At 75.0% G+C, this 15,339-nt stretch carries 16 protein-coding genes; 10 read left to right on the top strand and 6 right to left on the bottom strand.

The annotated features are described in order from the left end of the window. Positions 1 to 159 precede the first annotated feature (159 nt). Both ACZ501_RS20040 and ACZ501_RS20045 read left to right on the top strand, forming a co-directional pair. A complete protein-coding gene (locus ACZ501_RS20040) occupies positions 160 to 1,098 on the top strand; it encodes a GNAT family N-acetyltransferase (RefSeq protein WP_468796972.1) in 939 nt (312 codons plus the stop codon). A gap of 17 nt (positions 1,099 to 1,115) precedes the next feature. Continuing rightward, positions 1,116 to 1,880 carry a hypothetical protein gene (locus ACZ501_RS20045; RefSeq protein WP_468796975.1) on the top strand — a complete coding sequence of 255 codons (765 nt, stop codon included), beginning with the start codon at positions 1,116 to 1,118 and terminating at the stop codon, positions 1,878 to 1,880. 21 nt (positions 1,881 to 1,901) lie between these two features. On the opposite strand, the gene ACZ501_RS20050 is transcribed toward ACZ501_RS20045, so the two are convergent. Beyond that, positions 1,902 to 2,588 carry a TetR/AcrR family transcriptional regulator gene (locus ACZ501_RS20050; RefSeq protein ID WP_361596805.1) on the bottom strand — a complete coding sequence of 229 codons (687 nt, stop codon included), beginning with the start codon at positions 2,586 to 2,588 and terminating at the stop codon, positions 1,902 to 1,904. A 114-nt stretch (positions 2,589 to 2,702) separates the two neighbouring features. Here ACZ501_RS20050 and ACZ501_RS20055 point away from each other — a divergent pair, with 114 nt between their 5' ends. Then, positions 2,703 to 3,317, top strand: a complete 615-nt coding sequence (locus tag ACZ501_RS20055; protein WP_468796978.1) for an NADPH-dependent FMN reductase — start codon at positions 2,703 to 2,705, stop codon at positions 3,315 to 3,317. A 14-nt stretch (positions 3,318 to 3,331) separates the two neighbouring features. Continuing rightward, on the top strand, positions 3,332 to 4,738 hold the full coding sequence (locus ACZ501_RS20060) for a DHA2 family efflux MFS transporter permease subunit (RefSeq protein ID WP_468796981.1): 1,407 nt from the start codon (positions 3,332 to 3,334) through the stop codon (positions 4,736 to 4,738). Here ACZ501_RS20060 and ACZ501_RS20065 read toward each other — a convergent pair. Continuing rightward, positions 4,735 to 5,937 (bottom strand): DUF1266 domain-containing protein, encoded by a 1,203-nt coding sequence (locus ACZ501_RS20065; protein WP_468796984.1) that lies wholly within the window; start codon positions 5,935 to 5,937, stop codon positions 4,735 to 4,737. The two genes, ACZ501_RS20060 and ACZ501_RS20065, sit on opposite strands and share 4 nt — an antisense overlap. Positions 5,938 to 5,947: 10 nt before the next feature. Continuing rightward, entirely contained in the window at positions 5,948 to 6,361 is a 414-nt protein-coding gene (locus ACZ501_RS20070) for an ATP-binding protein (protein ID WP_468796987.1), read from the bottom strand. Positions 6,362 to 6,408: 47 nt separating this feature from the next. Here ACZ501_RS20070 and ACZ501_RS20075 point away from each other — a divergent pair, with 47 nt between their 5' ends. Genes ACZ501_RS20075 through ACZ501_RS20085 form a run of 3 tightly spaced genes read left to right on the top strand, consistent with a single transcriptional unit; the run spans position 6,409 to position 7,875 of the window. Then, positions 6,409 to 7,443: a helix-turn-helix domain-containing protein gene (locus ACZ501_RS20075; RefSeq protein WP_468796990.1), complete on the top strand. Its 1,035-nt coding sequence runs from the start codon at positions 6,409 to 6,411 to the stop codon at positions 7,441 to 7,443. Between the two features lie 4 nt (positions 7,444 to 7,447). Further along, a complete protein-coding gene (locus ACZ501_RS20080; RefSeq protein WP_361596823.1) occupies positions 7,448 to 7,624 on the top strand; it encodes a DUF397 domain-containing protein in 177 nt (58 codons plus the stop codon). Beyond that, positions 7,621 to 7,875, top strand: coding sequence for a glutaredoxin domain-containing protein (locus ACZ501_RS20085; RefSeq protein WP_361596826.1), 255 nt, complete (start codon positions 7,621 to 7,623; stop codon positions 7,873 to 7,875). The genes ACZ501_RS20080 and ACZ501_RS20085 overlap by 4 nt, the downstream gene beginning before the upstream one ends. A gap of 17 nt (positions 7,876 to 7,892) precedes the next feature. Here the strand turns inward: ACZ501_RS20085 and ACZ501_RS20090 are convergent, their stop codons facing one another. Continuing rightward, positions 7,893 to 9,128 carry a serine hydrolase domain-containing protein gene (locus ACZ501_RS20090; protein ID WP_468796993.1) on the bottom strand — a complete coding sequence of 412 codons (1,236 nt, stop codon included), beginning with the start codon at positions 9,126 to 9,128 and terminating at the stop codon, positions 7,893 to 7,895. A gap of 197 nt (positions 9,129 to 9,325) precedes the next feature. On the opposite strand from ACZ501_RS20090, the gene ACZ501_RS20095 reads away from it, so the two are divergent. After that, positions 9,326 to 10,531 carry an FAD-dependent monooxygenase gene (locus tag ACZ501_RS20095; RefSeq protein ID WP_468796996.1) on the top strand — a complete coding sequence of 402 codons (1,206 nt, stop codon included), beginning with the start codon at positions 9,326 to 9,328 and terminating at the stop codon, positions 10,529 to 10,531. 59 nt (positions 10,532 to 10,590) lie between these two features. Here ACZ501_RS20095 and ACZ501_RS20100 read toward each other — a convergent pair whose 3' ends face one another. After that, positions 10,591 to 11,628, bottom strand: coding sequence for a nucleotidyltransferase domain-containing protein (locus tag ACZ501_RS20100; protein WP_468796999.1), 1,038 nt, complete (start codon positions 11,626 to 11,628; stop codon positions 10,591 to 10,593). Positions 11,629 to 11,746: 118 nt separating this feature from the next. Here ACZ501_RS20100 and ACZ501_RS20105 point away from each other — a divergent pair, with 118 nt between their 5' ends. Together ACZ501_RS20105 and ACZ501_RS20110 are read left to right on the top strand one after the other, a co-directional pair. Beyond that, the gene (locus ACZ501_RS20105; RefSeq protein ID WP_468797002.1) at positions 11,747 to 13,633 is read left to right on the top strand and encodes a C1 family peptidase; all 1,887 of its coding nucleotides are present in this window, start codon (positions 11,747 to 11,749) and stop codon (positions 13,631 to 13,633) included. Positions 13,634 to 13,670: 37 nt separating this feature from the next. Beyond that, the gene (locus tag ACZ501_RS20110) at positions 13,671 to 13,988 is read left to right on the top strand and encodes a protease inhibitor I42 family protein (protein ID WP_468797005.1); all 318 of its coding nucleotides are present in this window, start codon (positions 13,671 to 13,673) and stop codon (positions 13,986 to 13,988) included. A gap of 33 nt (positions 13,989 to 14,021) precedes the next feature. Here ACZ501_RS20110 and ACZ501_RS20115 read toward each other — a convergent pair whose 3' ends face one another. Further along, positions 14,022 to 15,200 carry a DUF418 domain-containing protein gene (locus ACZ501_RS20115; RefSeq protein WP_468797008.1) on the bottom strand — a complete coding sequence of 393 codons (1,179 nt, stop codon included), beginning with the start codon at positions 15,198 to 15,200 and terminating at the stop codon, positions 14,022 to 14,024. Positions 15,201 to 15,339 lie beyond the last annotated feature (139 nt).

Consider the following 15,339-nt stretch of genomic DNA (forward strand, 5'->3'; position numbering starts at 1 on the left):
GCACCGCCGACGGCCGGTCCCCGCCCCGGGGGCCGGCCGTCGGCGTCCGCGCCCCCCGGCGCGGGCCCCCGCCTTCCGGGGCTCTCGCCCCGCCTCCCCCCCCCGACCGGCCGGCAAAACCGCTGGTCCGGACGGTGGCCCGATGTGATCATCAGCGGGATGAGATTCAGCGCTGCCACCGCAGACCCCGCCGCCCTCGACCGCGCCCTGGCCCACCCGGCCGACGGCCCCGTCGCCGCCCTCACCCCCGACCGGATCCGTGAGGAGTTCGCCGGGAACCGGATGCGCCCCGAGTGGACCTGGTTCGCCGAGGACGACGACGGCCGCGTCCTGGCCCGCGCCCTGTGGTGGGGGCGCTCCGACAGCGAACGGCCCGTGGCCCTGGACTGCCTCCAGGTCCGTTCCGCGGTCGACGACCCGGCCGCCCTGGCCGCCGCCCTGCTGGAGGCCGGCCACACCGCCTTCGGCGGGCGCCCCGGCTACAACGTCTCCCTGCCCCGCGACTGGCGGGCCCGCCCCGGCCTCGCGGAGGCGGTGGCCTGGCGGCAGGAGGCCGCGCGCCGGGCGGGCCTGACGCGGGAGATCGAGCGGCTGCGCTACGAGTGGACGCCGGCCGCCGGCACCGCGCGGCCCACCGGGAAGCTCGTCTTCCGGGAGGGGAGCGACGAGGAGTTCCTCGACGCCTTCGTCCGGCTCTCCCGCGGCAGCCTCGACCTGGCCACCCAGGACGAGCTGCGCACCCTGACGGAGGAGGAACTCGCCCGTGAGGACCTCGCGTTCTACCGCGACTGCCCCGGTGAGCGTTCCTGGTGGCGCCTGGCCCACCTGCCGGACGGCACCCTCGCCGGGATGGCGATCCCGTCCGCGACCCCCTACCACCGCAACGTCGGCTACCTCGGCGTCGTCCCCGAGCAGCGCGGCAAGGGCCTGATCGACGAGATCCTCGCCGAGATCACCCGCTTCCACGCCTCCGAGGGGGCCGAGCGCATCACGGCGACCACCGACACCGTCAACCTCCCGATGGCCGCCGCCTTCGACCGGGCCGGCTACGAGGTCACCGAGATCCGCCTCGTCCTGGAGGCCCCGCCCGGGACGTGAGGCGGTAGCCTCCCGGGATGCCGATCGCCGAGCTGCAGGTGTGTTCCGTCGAGCAGGCCGACGTCACCGGCGGGGTGTGCCTCGTACGGTGCGTCGGCGGGGTGGCGCGGACCGGCCAGGTGTACGCGGCCGCGGAGTCGCGGGTCTGGCTGCGCGGGATCGAGCGGTACGGGCGCGACGTCGGCTCCTTCGACGCCGGCCACACGGCGCGGGTCCGCCTCGCGGGCGCCGTCGTCGCGCTGCTCAGCCGGGGCCAGGTGCTGACCCGCGTACCGCCGGACGGGCACGGGCTGGCGGAGCTGGAGGCCTGGCTGGCGACGGGGCCGCCGCTGACGGACGAGCCGTGTCCGCGGACCCTGCGCGTCCTCGCGGTGGCCGGGATGCAGGACGGCCGGCTGCCGGACGGGGTGCGGCTGCGCTGGGGCCGGCTGGCGGTGGTGGCGGCGTACCGCTGCGCGGCGGCGGAGGGCGCCCCGGACCTGGTGCGGGGGATCGAGCTGGCCTTCGTACGCGGCTACCTGATCCGGGAGTTCGGGCCGGGGAGGGGCGGCGACCCGGCGGCCCTGTGCCGGGAGGTGCTCGCGCTGACCGGCCTCACCCCGGTGCAGGCGGCCGCGCGGGCCCGCGTCTGGCGGGACCTGCCCCGGGCGGAGATCGTGCACCTGCGCCGGCTCAAGGCCCTGCTGCGGTGGACGGACGCCGCCCGGCCCCACCTCCCGGACGGCGACCCGGCGGCGCGGGCGCTGGACGCCTGGTCGCGGGTCCGTCCAGAGCTGCCCTAGGGAGGGTCGCGGCGGGGGGCGTCATCCGGCCCGGTAGGCGCGCAGGAAGGCGGCGACCCCGCCCGTCAGCAGCCGGTCGTTCTCCTCTTCGGGCAGGGGCAGCAGGCCGTAGTGCGACTGCTGAACGATCTGGTGCGCGGACAGCGCCATCAGGTGGGCGCCCGCCAGTTCCGCGTCGCCGTGCACGTCGATCAGCCCGGCGGCGGCCAGGCCCGTCAACGCCTCGGCGAGCGCGGCGGCGACCGGGCGCGGGCCGGCGTCCTTCCACGCCTCCAGTACCTCGGCCGGCACGTGGCCGACCTCGGCGTGGATGTGCCGGACCAGCGCGAAGTGGTCGGAGTGCTCGGACATCACGCCGACCATCGCGCGGGCGAGGGCCGTCAGATCCCGCTCCAGGTTGTCCGGGTGGGGCGGGCGCGCGGGGTCGAGCACGGCGTGCAGCCGGGCGGTCTGGGCGTCGCGCACCTCCGCGGAGGTCCAGGTGACGACGGTGGCGAAGAGCTCCGCCTTCCCGCCCGGGAAGTGGTTGTAGAGGGTCCGGGTGGAGACCCCGGCCGCCGCGGCGAGCGCGTCGACGGAGGCGCGCGCGTACCCCTCGCGGCCGAAGACCGAACAGGCCGCTTTCGCGAGGGCGATCCGTTTCGCCAGCTTCCGCGGCGGGATCTCACGCGGTACCCCTTCTTCGCGGGCGTCGTTGCTGCCGACCACTCCTGGCCTCCTCCATTTTTTACAACGGGCGTTGCATTTTTTACAACGCACGTTGTAGTTTACCGAAGCGGGGGCCGCACCGGGCGGCCGGTCCGCTGACCGAGGGGGATCATCATGTCTGCCAACGAAACAGCCGTGGACGAGACGCTGCGCGTGGCCGTCGTCATCGGCAGCGTCCGCGAAGGACGCCGCGGGCCCGCCGTCGCCGACTGGTTCCTGAGCGCCGCGGCCTCCCACGACACCGGCCTCCGGTTCGACGTCATCGACCTCGCCGAGGTCCCGCTCCCGCTCGCCATGCCCGACTGGGGCGGCACCCCGGACCCGACGGCCGCCGCCGTGCTGGCCGAGGTCGGCCCGCGCCTGGCCGCCGCCGACGCGTTCGTCATCGTCACCCCGGAGTACAACCACAGCTTCCCGGCCGCCGTGAAGAACCTCATCGACTGGCACCGCCCCCAGTGGCAGGCCAAAGCCGTCGGCTTCGTCTCGTACGGCGGGGTCAGCGGCGGCCTGCGCGCGGTGGAGCAGCTCCGGCTGGTCTTCGCCGAGATGCACGCCGTGACCGTACGCGACTCCGTGAGCCTGCACGGCCCGTGGTCCGGACTCGGCCCGGACGGCGTACCGCGCGACGCGGCCGTCACCGAGAGCGCCGCCAAGAACATGCTCGGCCAGCTCGACTGGTGGGGACGGGCGCTGCGTACGGCCCGCGCGACCCGGCCCTACGAGGGCTGAGGGGACCGGCGGAGATGGCCACCGCACCCACCGCCGCCGCCCCGCGGGCGGCGACGCGCACCGAGTCCGGGGCGTTAGGCAGGACGATCACCGTCGTGATCACCGGATCGGTGATGTCGGTCCTGGACATGACGATCGTCAACGTGGCGCTCGGCCGGCTCTCCGAGGCGTTCCACGCCCCGCTGGAGACCATCCAGTGGACCGCCACCGCCTACACCCTCGCCCTCGCCGCCGTCATCCCGGCCGCGGCCTGGGCCATGGGCCGCATCGGCGCCAAGCGCACCTACCTGACCGCCCTCGTGCTCTTCACCCTCGGCTCCCTGCTCGCGGCCTGCGCGTGGGACGCCGCCAGCCTGATCGCCTTCCGCGCCGTGCAGGGGCTGGGCGGCGGACTGCTGATGCCCGTCGGCATGACCATGGTCATGCGGTCCGCCGACCGGGCCCGGCTGGGGCGGGCGATGGCCCTGCTCGGGCTGCCGATCCTGGTCGGACCGGTCGCCGGCCCGATGCTCGGCGGCTGGCTGATCGACACCGCCTCCTGGGAGTGGATCTTCCTGGTCAACCTGCCCGTCGGGGCGGCCGCCCTGGTCCTCGCGGCGAAGCTGCTCCGCCCGGACGCCCCCGCGGACCCGGCGTCGGCGCCCCGGCTGGACGTGCCCGGGCTGCTGATGCTCTCCCCGGGCCTGGCCCTGCTGCTGTTCGGCCTGTCCCGGGGCGGCGAGGGCGGCGACTTCACCGCTCCGGGGGCGCTGCTGCCGACGCTGGCCGGCGCCGTGCTCGCCGCAGCCTTCGTACGGCGGGCGCTGAGGGTCCGCGAGCCGCTGCTGGACCTGCGGCTGCTGCGCGACCGCACCTTCGCCGCCGGGATCGCCGCCCTGGCGTTCTTCGTCTGCGGCTACTTCGGCTCGATGCTCCTCGCCCCGATGTACTGGCAGCAGGCGCGCGGCATGAGCGCGAGCGCGGCGGGCCTGCTCGTCGCCCCGGCGGGGCTCGTGGTCGGCGTGACCATGCAGATCGCCTCGCGGCGCGTCGACCGGGGCTCGCCGCGCCGGCTGATCTCGGCCGGCGTCGCGGTGGGGGCCCTCGGCATGCTGGCGAGCGCGCTGCTGACCGGCACCGACGGGGTACCGGCCTGGCAGGTCGTGGGCGCGGCCATGGTGATGGGCGTGGGCGCCGGAATGGTGCTGATGCCGACGATGACCACCGCGAGCCGTGACCTGCCGGCGGAACGCGTGGCCGCGGCGAGCACCGCCCTCGGCATCAACTCCCAGCTGTGGGCGTCGGTCGGGACCGCGCTGCTGTCCGTGGTCCTCGGCTCCACGGGCCCGAACCCGGCCGGCTTCCGCCTCGCGTACGGCGTCGCCGCGGTGCTGCTGGCGCTGGCCGTGATCCCGGCACTGCGGCTGCCGGGGCGGCGCTAGTCCCAGGGGATGTTGAGGTACGGGCTCGCCGGATCGGTGGTCAGGGTGAGGTGGGTGGCGAGCGAGGAGCCGTACCAGCGCCCGAACTCCTCCTCGTCGAAGTGCAGGCATCGCCCCAGCGCGTACCCGGCGGAGAACTCCGCCCACGAGCGGTACGCCCCGCGGGCCGCCCCGCCCGCCCGGAGCACGGCGCGCTCGGCGTCTTCCAGGGTGCCGTAGCGGGTGGCGAGGCCCCAGCGGGCCATCTGGGAGGCCCGGCCGAGGTCCCAGGCGTGCACCGATCGCACCCAGCCGTCCTCGGGGAGCAGCCCGTCGGCGCGGAAGCGCTGCTCGTAGCGGGCGATCCGGCCGATGAGCCGGCGCACCCCGGCGATCTCACCCTCGACCTCGGCGAGGGGCCGCGGAGCGGCGACGGTCACGCCGTCGGGGGTGAGCTGCGGCTCGGCGGCCCGCTCGGCACCGCGGCGCAGGCTCGCCTCGGCGGCGTGGCGCCAGTGCTCCACGTCGACCGGGCCGGCGAAGTCGGCGGCGATGACGCGGCGCACGCGGAGCGCGTACTCCCAGACGGGACTGACGATCTCGGCGTTCAGCATCTGCCGGAGCACGCGGAGCCAGCCCGCGCTGTCGGTGACGCCCCAGGACGTGCGCAGCCGCTCGCGCTCACGGGTGTAGCCGTTGCCGTGGTGGGCGAGGGCGTTCCAGAACTCCCCGTTGGAGACGGCGAGGTGGGCGCCGACGGCCAGCCCGTGCGCGACGGGGCCGTGCAGCGGGCCGCCGGTGTGCAGGGCGTGCACGGAGCCGGGGGCCAGGCCCCAGGTGGGGGCGGCGTCCCAGTGCGCGCGCCAGCGGGCGCGGTCGGCGGGGGTGGTGGTCAGGTACGCCTCGGCGGGCGTGCCGGGGTTCACGGCGAGGTGGGCGGGGTCCCGGTCGTCCCAGGCGTGGGCGAACCAGGCGAGGCTCTGGCGCAGGAACACCGTGTGCGGGTCGGGGGCGGGCAGCATGCCGCGGGTGTAGACGGCGAGGCCGGCGGGGCCGGGATGGAAGCGGGCGGCCCGCGGATCGGCGTCGACCTGGGCGCGGGGCTGGGGCAGGAACAGCTCGGCGCGGGCGAGGGCGTCGAGGTACGCGGTCCAGTCGCCGCGGGCCTTGGCCCCGTACAGCTCCCTCTCGATCGCACTCGGCGCGGTCCAGCCATCCATACGGGGGACCCTATACGGGCCCCGGGAGCGCACACTCGGCCCATACGGTCTTCCCGACCACCAGCCGTGAGGCCCCCCAGCGCCGGGCGACGGCGGCCACGACGTGGAGCCCCCGCCCGTACGCCTCCTCGTCGGTGACCGCTCGCGGCTCGGGCCACCGCTCGCCTTTCGGATCGGTGACCGCGACGCGGAGCACTGCTCCGTGGAGCTGCACCTCGACCCGCAGGTACCGGTCCCGCACGGAGCCGTGGAGCAGCGCGTTGGTGACGAGCTCGCTGGTCACGAGCGCCACGTCGGCGGCCACCCGCGGCTCCCCCCACGCCACGGCGAGCCACGCGGCCCACCGCCGGGCGGCCGGGACGGAGTCCTGGCGGGGCGGGTAGTTGCGTACGCCGTAGCGGGTGAGGGTGTGCTCGGTGGTCATGGCACCTCCTGATCGGGCGGTGGCTCTGCCGGTGCCGCGATGCGGGCATGCCGGTGCACTTCCGCCAACTGATGCTGCGCGGTGAGCAGTTCATTACCGACCGTAGGGGTGTTCCCGGTGAACCGGCAAGCTCTTCCGGAGATATCTATCCCCAGGGAGTAGTTGTGTCCGGTCTGCCGCACGGTGAAGACTGCTCCGGGTACGAGGAGGTGGACCAAGTGCCCACGGACAACCGGGTGTCGACGGTGCTGGCCAGGCGTCTGGGCGGAGAGCTGTTGCGCTTGCGCGACGCCGCCGGCCTGACGCAACCACAGGCGGCTCAGGTGCTGAGCGCGACCGCAGCCAAGATCGCCAAGATGGAACGCGGCTGGGTGCCGTTCCGGGATCCCGACATCGTGGCGTTGTGCAAGCTGTACGGCGTGACGGACGAGGCCGCCGTGGCCAACCTGCTGTCACTGGCCAAGCTGGACCGCGAACGTCGCAAGGCCAAGGGCTGGTGGCAGCACATGCCCATGGTGGGCGGCTTCGGCGAGTACATCGCGATGGAGGAGGTCGCCACGCGCATCCGCACGTGGCAGCCCGCCCTCATCCCAGGACTGCTCCAAACCCCCGAGTACATCAGGGCCTTGGGCGTCACCTCGAACTGGTCGCACCCGGATGAGATCGAGGCGCTGGTGACCTCGCGGGTCCAGCGACAGGCGCGCCTGCGGGGCGAAACGCCGATGGAGCTGCACGCGGTTCTCTGGGAGGCGGCCCTGCGCCATCAAGTGGGCAGCGCCGAGGTGATGCGGACACAGCTCGACCACCTGGTGGAGATGGCGAACCTCCCCCATGTCCACGTGCAGGTGCTGCCCTTCCTTGCGGGCAGGCATCACGGGGCCAAGGGCTCCTTCAGCATCCTTTCGTTCGCCGAGCCCGGCGCACTGGACGTGTCCTACGCGGAGGCCATCGGCTCTACCCTGTGGGCAGAAGGGGCGGAAGCCAATGCGGCCTACGCCACTGTGTTTGATCGGGTCGCACGGCTGAGCCTTGCGCCGCACGACTCCGCGAACCTGATCGAGGCGATCCGTAAGGGTGTGTAGGACCGTGAGGCAGTTCGAGTTCGTGAAGTCCAGCTACAGCGACGACCAGGCCAACAGCGAATGCGTCGAGGTGGCCACGAACGTGCCCGGCACGGTCGCGGTCCGGGACAGCAAGCAGACCGACGGCCCGGTCGTTCAGGTCACCCCCACCGCGTGGGCGGCCTTCGCGGGGTCGCGTTGAGCGCCGGGACGACCGTCTACTGGCGGCCCGGCTGCGTCTTCTGCATGAAGCTCTGGACGCAGCTCCGGCTGACCGGCACGCCGTACCGGCCCGTCAACATCTGGCGGGACCCGGACGCGGCGGCCTTCGTCCGCAGCGTGAACGACGGCAACGAGACCGTGCCCACCGTCCGGGTCGTCGCCCCCTCCGGTACGGAGACGGTCATGACCAACCCGAGCCTGGCCCAGGTCCGCGCGGCCATGGCGGCCTGACCCCCCTCCCGGCCCGGTCAGTCGTGCCGCGGTGCCGTCGGTTTGTGGCCCGGGTAGACGTGGTCCGGGGTGACGATGGAGGTGACGGCCTCGCCGAACAGGGTGCTGGGTTCCTGGCCGTCGTGCAGGACGTCGGTGTTGAGGATGACCACCAGCGTGGCCCGCTCCTCCGGGAGGTACACGCCGAGGCTCTCGTAGCCGGGGAGCGAGCCGTTGTGGCCGATCCAGCCCTGGACGTCGAACAGGCCCAGGCCGTAGCCGGCGCCCGGGATGCCGACGGAGGTGGTCTTCAGGCGCTGCGCCTGCGTCGCGGGCTTCAGCAGGGTGCCCGTGGCGAGGGTCTTGGCCCAGCTGCGCAGGTCTTCGAGGTCGGAGATCATCGCCCCGGCGGCCCACGCCCAGGAGGGGTTCCAGCCCGTCGCGTTCACGATGTCCCCGGACGCCGACTGGTCGGTGTAGCCCTGCGCGTGCGGGGAGGGGAAGGCGGCGCTGGTCGGGAAGAGCGTGTGGTGCAGCCCCGCGGGCTCGATGACCTGCTCCTTGATCACCTCCTGTAGCGGCCGGCCGGTGACCTTCTCGATGACCAGGCCGAGCAGGACCAGGTTGGTGTTGGAGTACTCGAACTCGGCGTTCGGCGCGAAGTTCACCGGGTGCCTGAACGAGTAGTCCAGGAGTTGCCGGGGTGTGAAGGGGCGCGTGCCCCCGGTGGTGAGCGCCTTGTCGAAGGCGTCGTCCTCGCTGTAGTTGAAGAGCCCGCTGCGCATGCCGGCCAGCTCGCGCAGGGTGATGCGGTCGCCGTTCGGGACGCCGGAGACGTACCTGCCGATGGGGTCGTCCAGGCCGGCCTTGCCCTGGTCGACCAGCCGCAGGAGGGCGGTGACGGTGAAGGTCTTGGTCTGGCTGCCGATGCGGGTGTAGAAGCCGGTCCGCATCCGCGCACCCGTCTCCTTGTCGGCCACGCCGAACGTCTTCACGTAACTGCCCTTGCCCGGCGCCCACAGTCCGACGATGACGCCCGGCACCTTCGCCTCGCGCAGGGTGTTCCGGATCGCCGCGTCGAGCTTCGCGGCGACGGCGGGGGTGAGCTCCGGGAAGTCCCGGTCCCCGGGGTCCGGTGAGGGGGCCGCGGCGGTGGGGCGGGCCGCGTCGGGAGACCCGTACGCGGGGCCGGCGGCGGCGGGGGCGAGGAGCACACCGGCGGCGGCCACGGCCGTGCAGGCCCGGCGGAGCCGGATACGGGCGGTCGGCGTCACGGCACGGCCTCCTGTCGTCCGAGGACCCCGAGCCGTCCCCAGCGTAGGCCCGCCCCGCCCCGGCCGCGCGGCGAGCCGTACGGGCGGGGCGGTGCGGGACGGCGTCCGCGCGGGGGTGGCCGGATGTCCCCGGGCGGGGCGGGTCCGCTCAGTAGGGTGGTCCGACCATGGCAACTCGGCTTCGGCAGGGGGCGGTTATGCGCGGTGGAGCGGTCGCTGTGGTCGGCGGGAGCGTCGCGGGGTGCGCGTTCGCGTCCGCCGCCGTGCGGGCCGGGGCCGAGGAGGTCGTCGTACTGGAGCGCACGCGCGGGCGGCTCGCGGACCGCGGGGTCGGGCTGTGCGTGCACGACGAGCGCGCCGCCGAGCTGGCCGCCGCCGGGGCGCTGCCCGGCGGGATCCCCGCGCACCGGCTGCTGCGGCGGCGGTGGGTGGTGCGGGACGCGGAGGCCGGGCCCGGCGGGCGGGTGGTGTGGGAGCAGCCGTTCCCGTTCCACTCGTACCACTGGGGTCTGCTGTGGCGCGGGCTGCGCGGGGCGACGCCGGATTCGGTGGTGTACCGGCAGGGCGTGGCCGTGGCGGCCGTGGCCGGGGACGGGGACGCGGCCGAGGTCCGGCTCGGCGACGGCTCCGTCGAGCGGTACGACCTGGCCGTCGGCGCCGACGGGTACCGGTCGGTGGTGCGGGAGGCGGTGGCTCCGGGGGCGCGGCCGCACTACGCCGGGTACGTGTGCTGGCGCGGGAACGTCGACGCCGGTCTGCTGGACGGGGCCGGGTCCTTCCCCGAGGCGGTGACCACCGTGTGCTTCGACGGCGGGAGTTGCGTCGTCTACCGCATCCCGGGTCCGGACGGGCCCCGGGTGAACTGGGTGCTCTACGCTCCGCCCCCGCGGGGCGGCGGGCTGCGCTTCGACGACCCGACGAGCTTCCCGCCGGGCGCGCTGACCCCGGAACTCCTGGACCACCTCCGGGCGTTGCTGGAACGGGAGTTCCCGCCGTACTGGGGCCGAGCGCTCGCGCTGACCGACCCGGCGGACACCTTCGTACAGCCCATCTACGACCTGGAGACCGCGAGCACCACCGCCGGCCGGCTGCTGCTCGCCGGGGACGCGGCCACGGTGGTGCGGCCGCACAACACCAGCGGCGCCGCCAAGGCGCTCCAGGACGCCACCGCCTTCGGCGCCGCGTGGGCCCGGGCGGGCACGTGGGAGGAGCTGCTGCGCGACTACCAGGCGGCCCGGGGCGCGGCCGGCCGGGAACTGGTCGCGCTGGCGCGCCGGTTGGGGCGTGCGCAGGTGGAACGGACCCCGCGGTGGGGCGGCATGAGCCGGGCCGAGGCGGAAGCGTGGTGGCAGGCCCAACTGGCGGGCGCCCCGGGCATCGGCGGCCAGGCCCTGCCCCGCTGAGGACCCCCACCCGCCGGCCCAGGCGGCGCCCCACCCCCCGGCCCGCCGCAGGTGGCCGGTCAGTCGTCCGCTGCCACCAGGAGGGTCAGGCGGCCTGCCGTGCGGTCCACGAGGACGAACTCGTGGAACTCGCCGTGCACGCCGCCCCAGTCGTGGAAGTCGCCCTCCCCGACCCCCGTCAGGGCGTAGACGGCGTCGGCCGTCGCCACGCGGTCGAACACCTCCCGCCGCAGATCCGCCTCCAGCTCCGCGGGCACGGCGTCGTACCGGTCCGCCCACTCCCGCAGGACCCGCGCGGCCCGCTCCCGGCCGAAGGCCTCGTACGCGCCGGGGGTGATCAGCCGGCGCCAGTACGGGCCGTGCCTGCGCCCCCGCGGCAGCACCCCGCCCCCGGCGTAGTCGTCGCGGAACTGTTCGTGCCCGATCAGCGCGGCGAGCAACCGCCCGTCCCCGGCGGGCTCGGCGGGCAGCCGCAGGTGCTTGGCGTCGACCCACCGGCGGCCGTGCGACCACCGGTCCCCGCAGCCGTACTCCCGGAAGTCGAGGAAGGCGCCGCCCTCATGCGTGAGCGTCCCGTCCACGGCGTGCAGCCGCTCCAGGGCCGCCTCCAGACGGGCCGCGTCCACCGCGTCCTTCGGCCGGCGCGGGCGCTCCGGCACCCAGACCGGCATCATGCGCTTGATCTCGATCTGCGCCTCGGGTGACACCACCCGGCATTCCAGCCCGCCGAGCCGCCCCGGCTCCACCCCGTCCAGCATCCCCTCCGGCCAGGCCGTGCCCGCCCAGGGCCCGCCCGCGGCCACCACCCGGCCGCCGTCCCCCCGCGCGACCAGGGCGAAGCTCAGCTCCTCGCCGTCCCGTACGAGGTCCACCTGCTGGTCGTCCGCGCGGCGGACCTCGTACCCGCGGGCCACGAGGCGCTCCCGCAGGACCTGCGCGTCCCGGGCCCAGGCGAACCAGTCGACGTCCTCGTGCTCCCGCGTGATCCCGCCGAGCCAGAAGTCCATGGCCCAGCCGCCCCGCAGCCAGACCTCCAGGCCCAGGCCGCAGACCTCCTCGATCATCGCCAACTGCCGCCGGCCGCGTCCGTCGTCCATGCGCGAACCGTACGACCCCCGTGCCACCGCGCGACCGTGCGGACCCCCTTGACGGGCCCGGGCCCCGGGGAGACGCTCCCCGGGCTCACGACCGCGGGTGGCAGCTGGGGGGCCGGGGATGCCGGAGGAGTCTGTGCAGACGGTGGGGGAGCTGCGGGCGCAGCTCGCGGCGCGGGGGGCGCGCTGGACCGTCAGCGAGCACCTGGCGGACGCCGAGCCCGTGCCGAGACCCGCCCTCGGCCTGGAGCCCGGCACCCGCCTGACGCCCGCCGCGGACGCCGGCCCCGTCGACCTGCGGGCGCTCGTCGGCCGGGAGAGCGGCAACCCGCACCTGACCCGCCGCCGCGCCGCCCACGGCCTGCTGCCCGGTACCGGCGCGGCCGGCGCCGGCCGGCCCGCCGCGGTGGACTGGCGCAACCGCTGGGGCTGGCCCTGGCTGACCAAGGTCAAGGACCAGAACCCCTGCGCCTCCTGCTGGGCCTTCGCCGCGGCCGGCCTGGTCGAGTCGATGGCCCGGATCGAGCACGACGTATGGGCCGCCCGCTCCGAGGGCGACGTCCACGACGGGCTGAAGTCGCCCTGCGGGCAGGGCGGCGACCCGGAGACCGCCCTCGACTGGATCCGGGAGAACGGCGGCCTCGCCGACCCGGACTGCTGGCCGTACAGCCCGCCGCCCCCCGGCCTGCCCGCCGAGCGGCGCGACGCCTGGCGCGCCGAGTACACGCCCGGCTGGGACCGCTCGGGCCGTACCGTCCGGATCACCGGCCACGTACGCCTCGGCGACGTCGAGCAGCAGAAGGCGTGGCTGGACACGGTCGGCCCGCTGATCGCCTGCTTCGACGTGTACGACGACTTCTTCGGGCTGGGCTCCGGCGTCTACCACCGCACCAGCGACCGGCTCGCGGGCGGCCACTGCGTCCTGGTGGTGGGCTACGACGACGCGGCCGGCTGCTGGCTGTTCAAGAACTCCTGGGGGCCCGGCTACCACGTCGGCGGCTACGGCCGGATCGCCTACGGGGAGGCCGGCATCGACCACTGGGCCAAGTACGGCCTGCACGGCACCGACATCGACCCCTGGAGCAAGCGCCGCCTGCACGCCGGCAGCGTCTACGAGAGCGGCAACGGCCGCTCCCACCGCAACTTCGAGATGGCGGCGACCGCGGGCGGCGGCCGCCTGCAGCACTGGTGGCGCGAGGGCGACGCCCCCTTCGCCTGGTCCCGCGGCCGGACCTTCGCCTGCGACGCCTCCGGCCAGCCCGCCTTCACCGGCACCAGCTACAACCGGAACATGGAGTCGCTGCACGTCACCACCGGCGGCCGGCTGCGCCACTGGTACTACGAGCAGTCCGTCGGCGTCTGGCGCGACGGCGGCGCCTTCGGCCCGGGCGACGCCGCCCTCGGCTCGACCCCGGCGTTCATCCAGAGCGACTACGGCTCGCCGGGCAACTTCGAGGTGGTGGTCCGCACCGCCGACGGCCGCCTGAACCACTGGTGGCGGATCAACGGCGCCCCCTGGACATGGAACGACGGCGGCCGCTTCGCCTCCGGCATCGCGCACTACGGCCCCGCCCTGGTGCAGACCCGCTCCCGCACCCTCGACCTGGTCGCCGCCCGCACCGACGGCCGGATGCAGCTGTGGTGGCGCGACGACCCGAACGGCTTCGTCTGGCGCGCCGGGGAGGTCTTCGGCAGCCGCGCCGGCTCGGCGCCCTGCATGATCGAGGGCCAGTACGGGGCCGCCGACGAGGACACCGCCGGGAACTACGAGCTGTGCGTGGCCGTCGACGGCGGCCGCGTCGAGCACTGGTGGCGGGGGAACGCGGCCGGTGCCCCCTGGACCCGCAGCGCCGTCTTCGGGCACGACGCGCTGGCCGTCACCGGGATGCTCCAGGGCAGTTTCGGGTTCAACCTGGAAGTCCTCGTCCTGCGCACCGACCGCCTGCTCCAGCACTACTGGCGCGACGGCGCGGGCTGGCACGAGGGGGCGGTGATCGGCCCGGCGTGAGGGCGGGCGGCGAGCACGAGGCGGACGGAGGCGGCCGGTGGAGGTGCGCGAGATCGCGCTCGGCGCCGGGGAGTCGTACGAGCTGCGGCTCACCGGGCGCGGGGCGCGCGGGTACGTGTGGACCTGGCAGGTCACCGGGAACGCCGACGCCGTCTCCGTGAGCGAGGCCGCGCCGCCGCCCGCGCAGACGCTGCCCGGCGCCCCGCTGGAGCGGGCGTACGTGGTCCGCGGCCGCAGCCCGGGCGGCCGGGCCCGGATCCGCTTCGCGCAGATCCGCCCGCCCTACCCGCAGGAGGCCCCGTACGACGAGTTCGTGCTGGAGGTGGAGGTCACCGCGGCCACGGGCGCGCCCTGAGCCCCGGGCCGCAGCCCCTGGAGCCCTGGGCGGTCACCGCCGCACACCCAGCACCCGGTGCTGCACGGCTTCCAGCGGGCCCCGCTCGAAGCGCCGCAGCCACAGCCGGGAAGCGGCCACCAGGGTCAGGCTCACCGCTGCCCACAGGCCCATCACCCACCAGGGCCCGCTGCCCCCGAGCCGCTCCGCCAGGCCCAGCCCGACGCCGTAGCAGAGCAGGACGCACAGCAGGTTCTGGCCGACGTAGCAGGACAGGGCGGTGCGGCCGACGGAGCCGAGCGCCGCGGCGCCGGGGACGGCGAACCGGTCGAGGGCCCACCCGATCAGCCCGATGTAGCCGATCGCCACCAGCGGGGCGATGCAGTAGCGGCCCAGTACGAAGAAGTCGGGGCCGCCGAGCGCGGCGGCGGCGCCCAGCGGCAGCCCGAGGCCGAGGCCCCAGGCGGCCATCCGGCCCCGGATCCGGCGTCCGCCCGCGGTCGGGGCGAAGGCGCCGGCGCGGTGGAGGCGGACGCCGAGGAGGAAGAGGAAGACCAGCAGCCCGAAGGTGAAGACGGGCTCGATGCGCAGCCCGAGGGCGTGGTCGAGCCGGAAGCCGATCTGCTCGGCCCAGCTGCCGTGCGCGTAGAGCCGGACGGCCGACGCGTCCACCGTCTTCGGCGCGTGGTCCGGGGTGAGCACGTCCCCGAGCGTCACCAGGCCGGTCAGGGACAGGTGCACTCCGGCCGCGCCCCACATCACGGCCCGCCGCACCCGCTCGGAGCGGGCCAGCAGCCAGGCCACCAACAGGGCGGTCACCGCGTACCCCATCAGGACGTCCCAGGCGAAGACGAGGACGAAGTGGACGGTGCCCTCCAGGAAGAGGAACGCGGCCCGCCGCGGGTACCGCCCGGGCCACCGCTCGCCGCGGCGGGCGGCGGAGTCGTACTGGATGGCCAGGCCCACGCCGAACAGGACCGTCAGCAGGGAGAGGAACTTCCCGTCGGCCAGGAAGCGGAAGACGGCCTCGGCGACGGTGGCGGCGGACGGGTCGGCGAGGGGGTCGGGCAGGTGCATGCCGCCCTGGAGGACGCTCCACTCGGAGCCGGGCGAGGCGAAGATCCACACGTTGGTCATGAGCGTGCCGAGGACGGCGGCGCCGCGCAGGACGTCGAGCAGGGGCAGCCGGGCGGCGGTCGCGTCGGCCCGGGGTGGGAGGAGGGTGTCGGCCATGTCCCCAGCGTCCCGGTGGCGGGGGCCCGCTTCGTCCTGCCCGTGGAGGAACACCGGCTACATCCTTCGATGCAGCCGCCCGGGGCCGGCGTCCACATCGCGGACACGACGGATCGTTGCACTGCTCATGTATCTATCC

The sequence above is a fragment of the Streptomyces sp. NPDC034085 genome, from assembly GCF_055575555.1.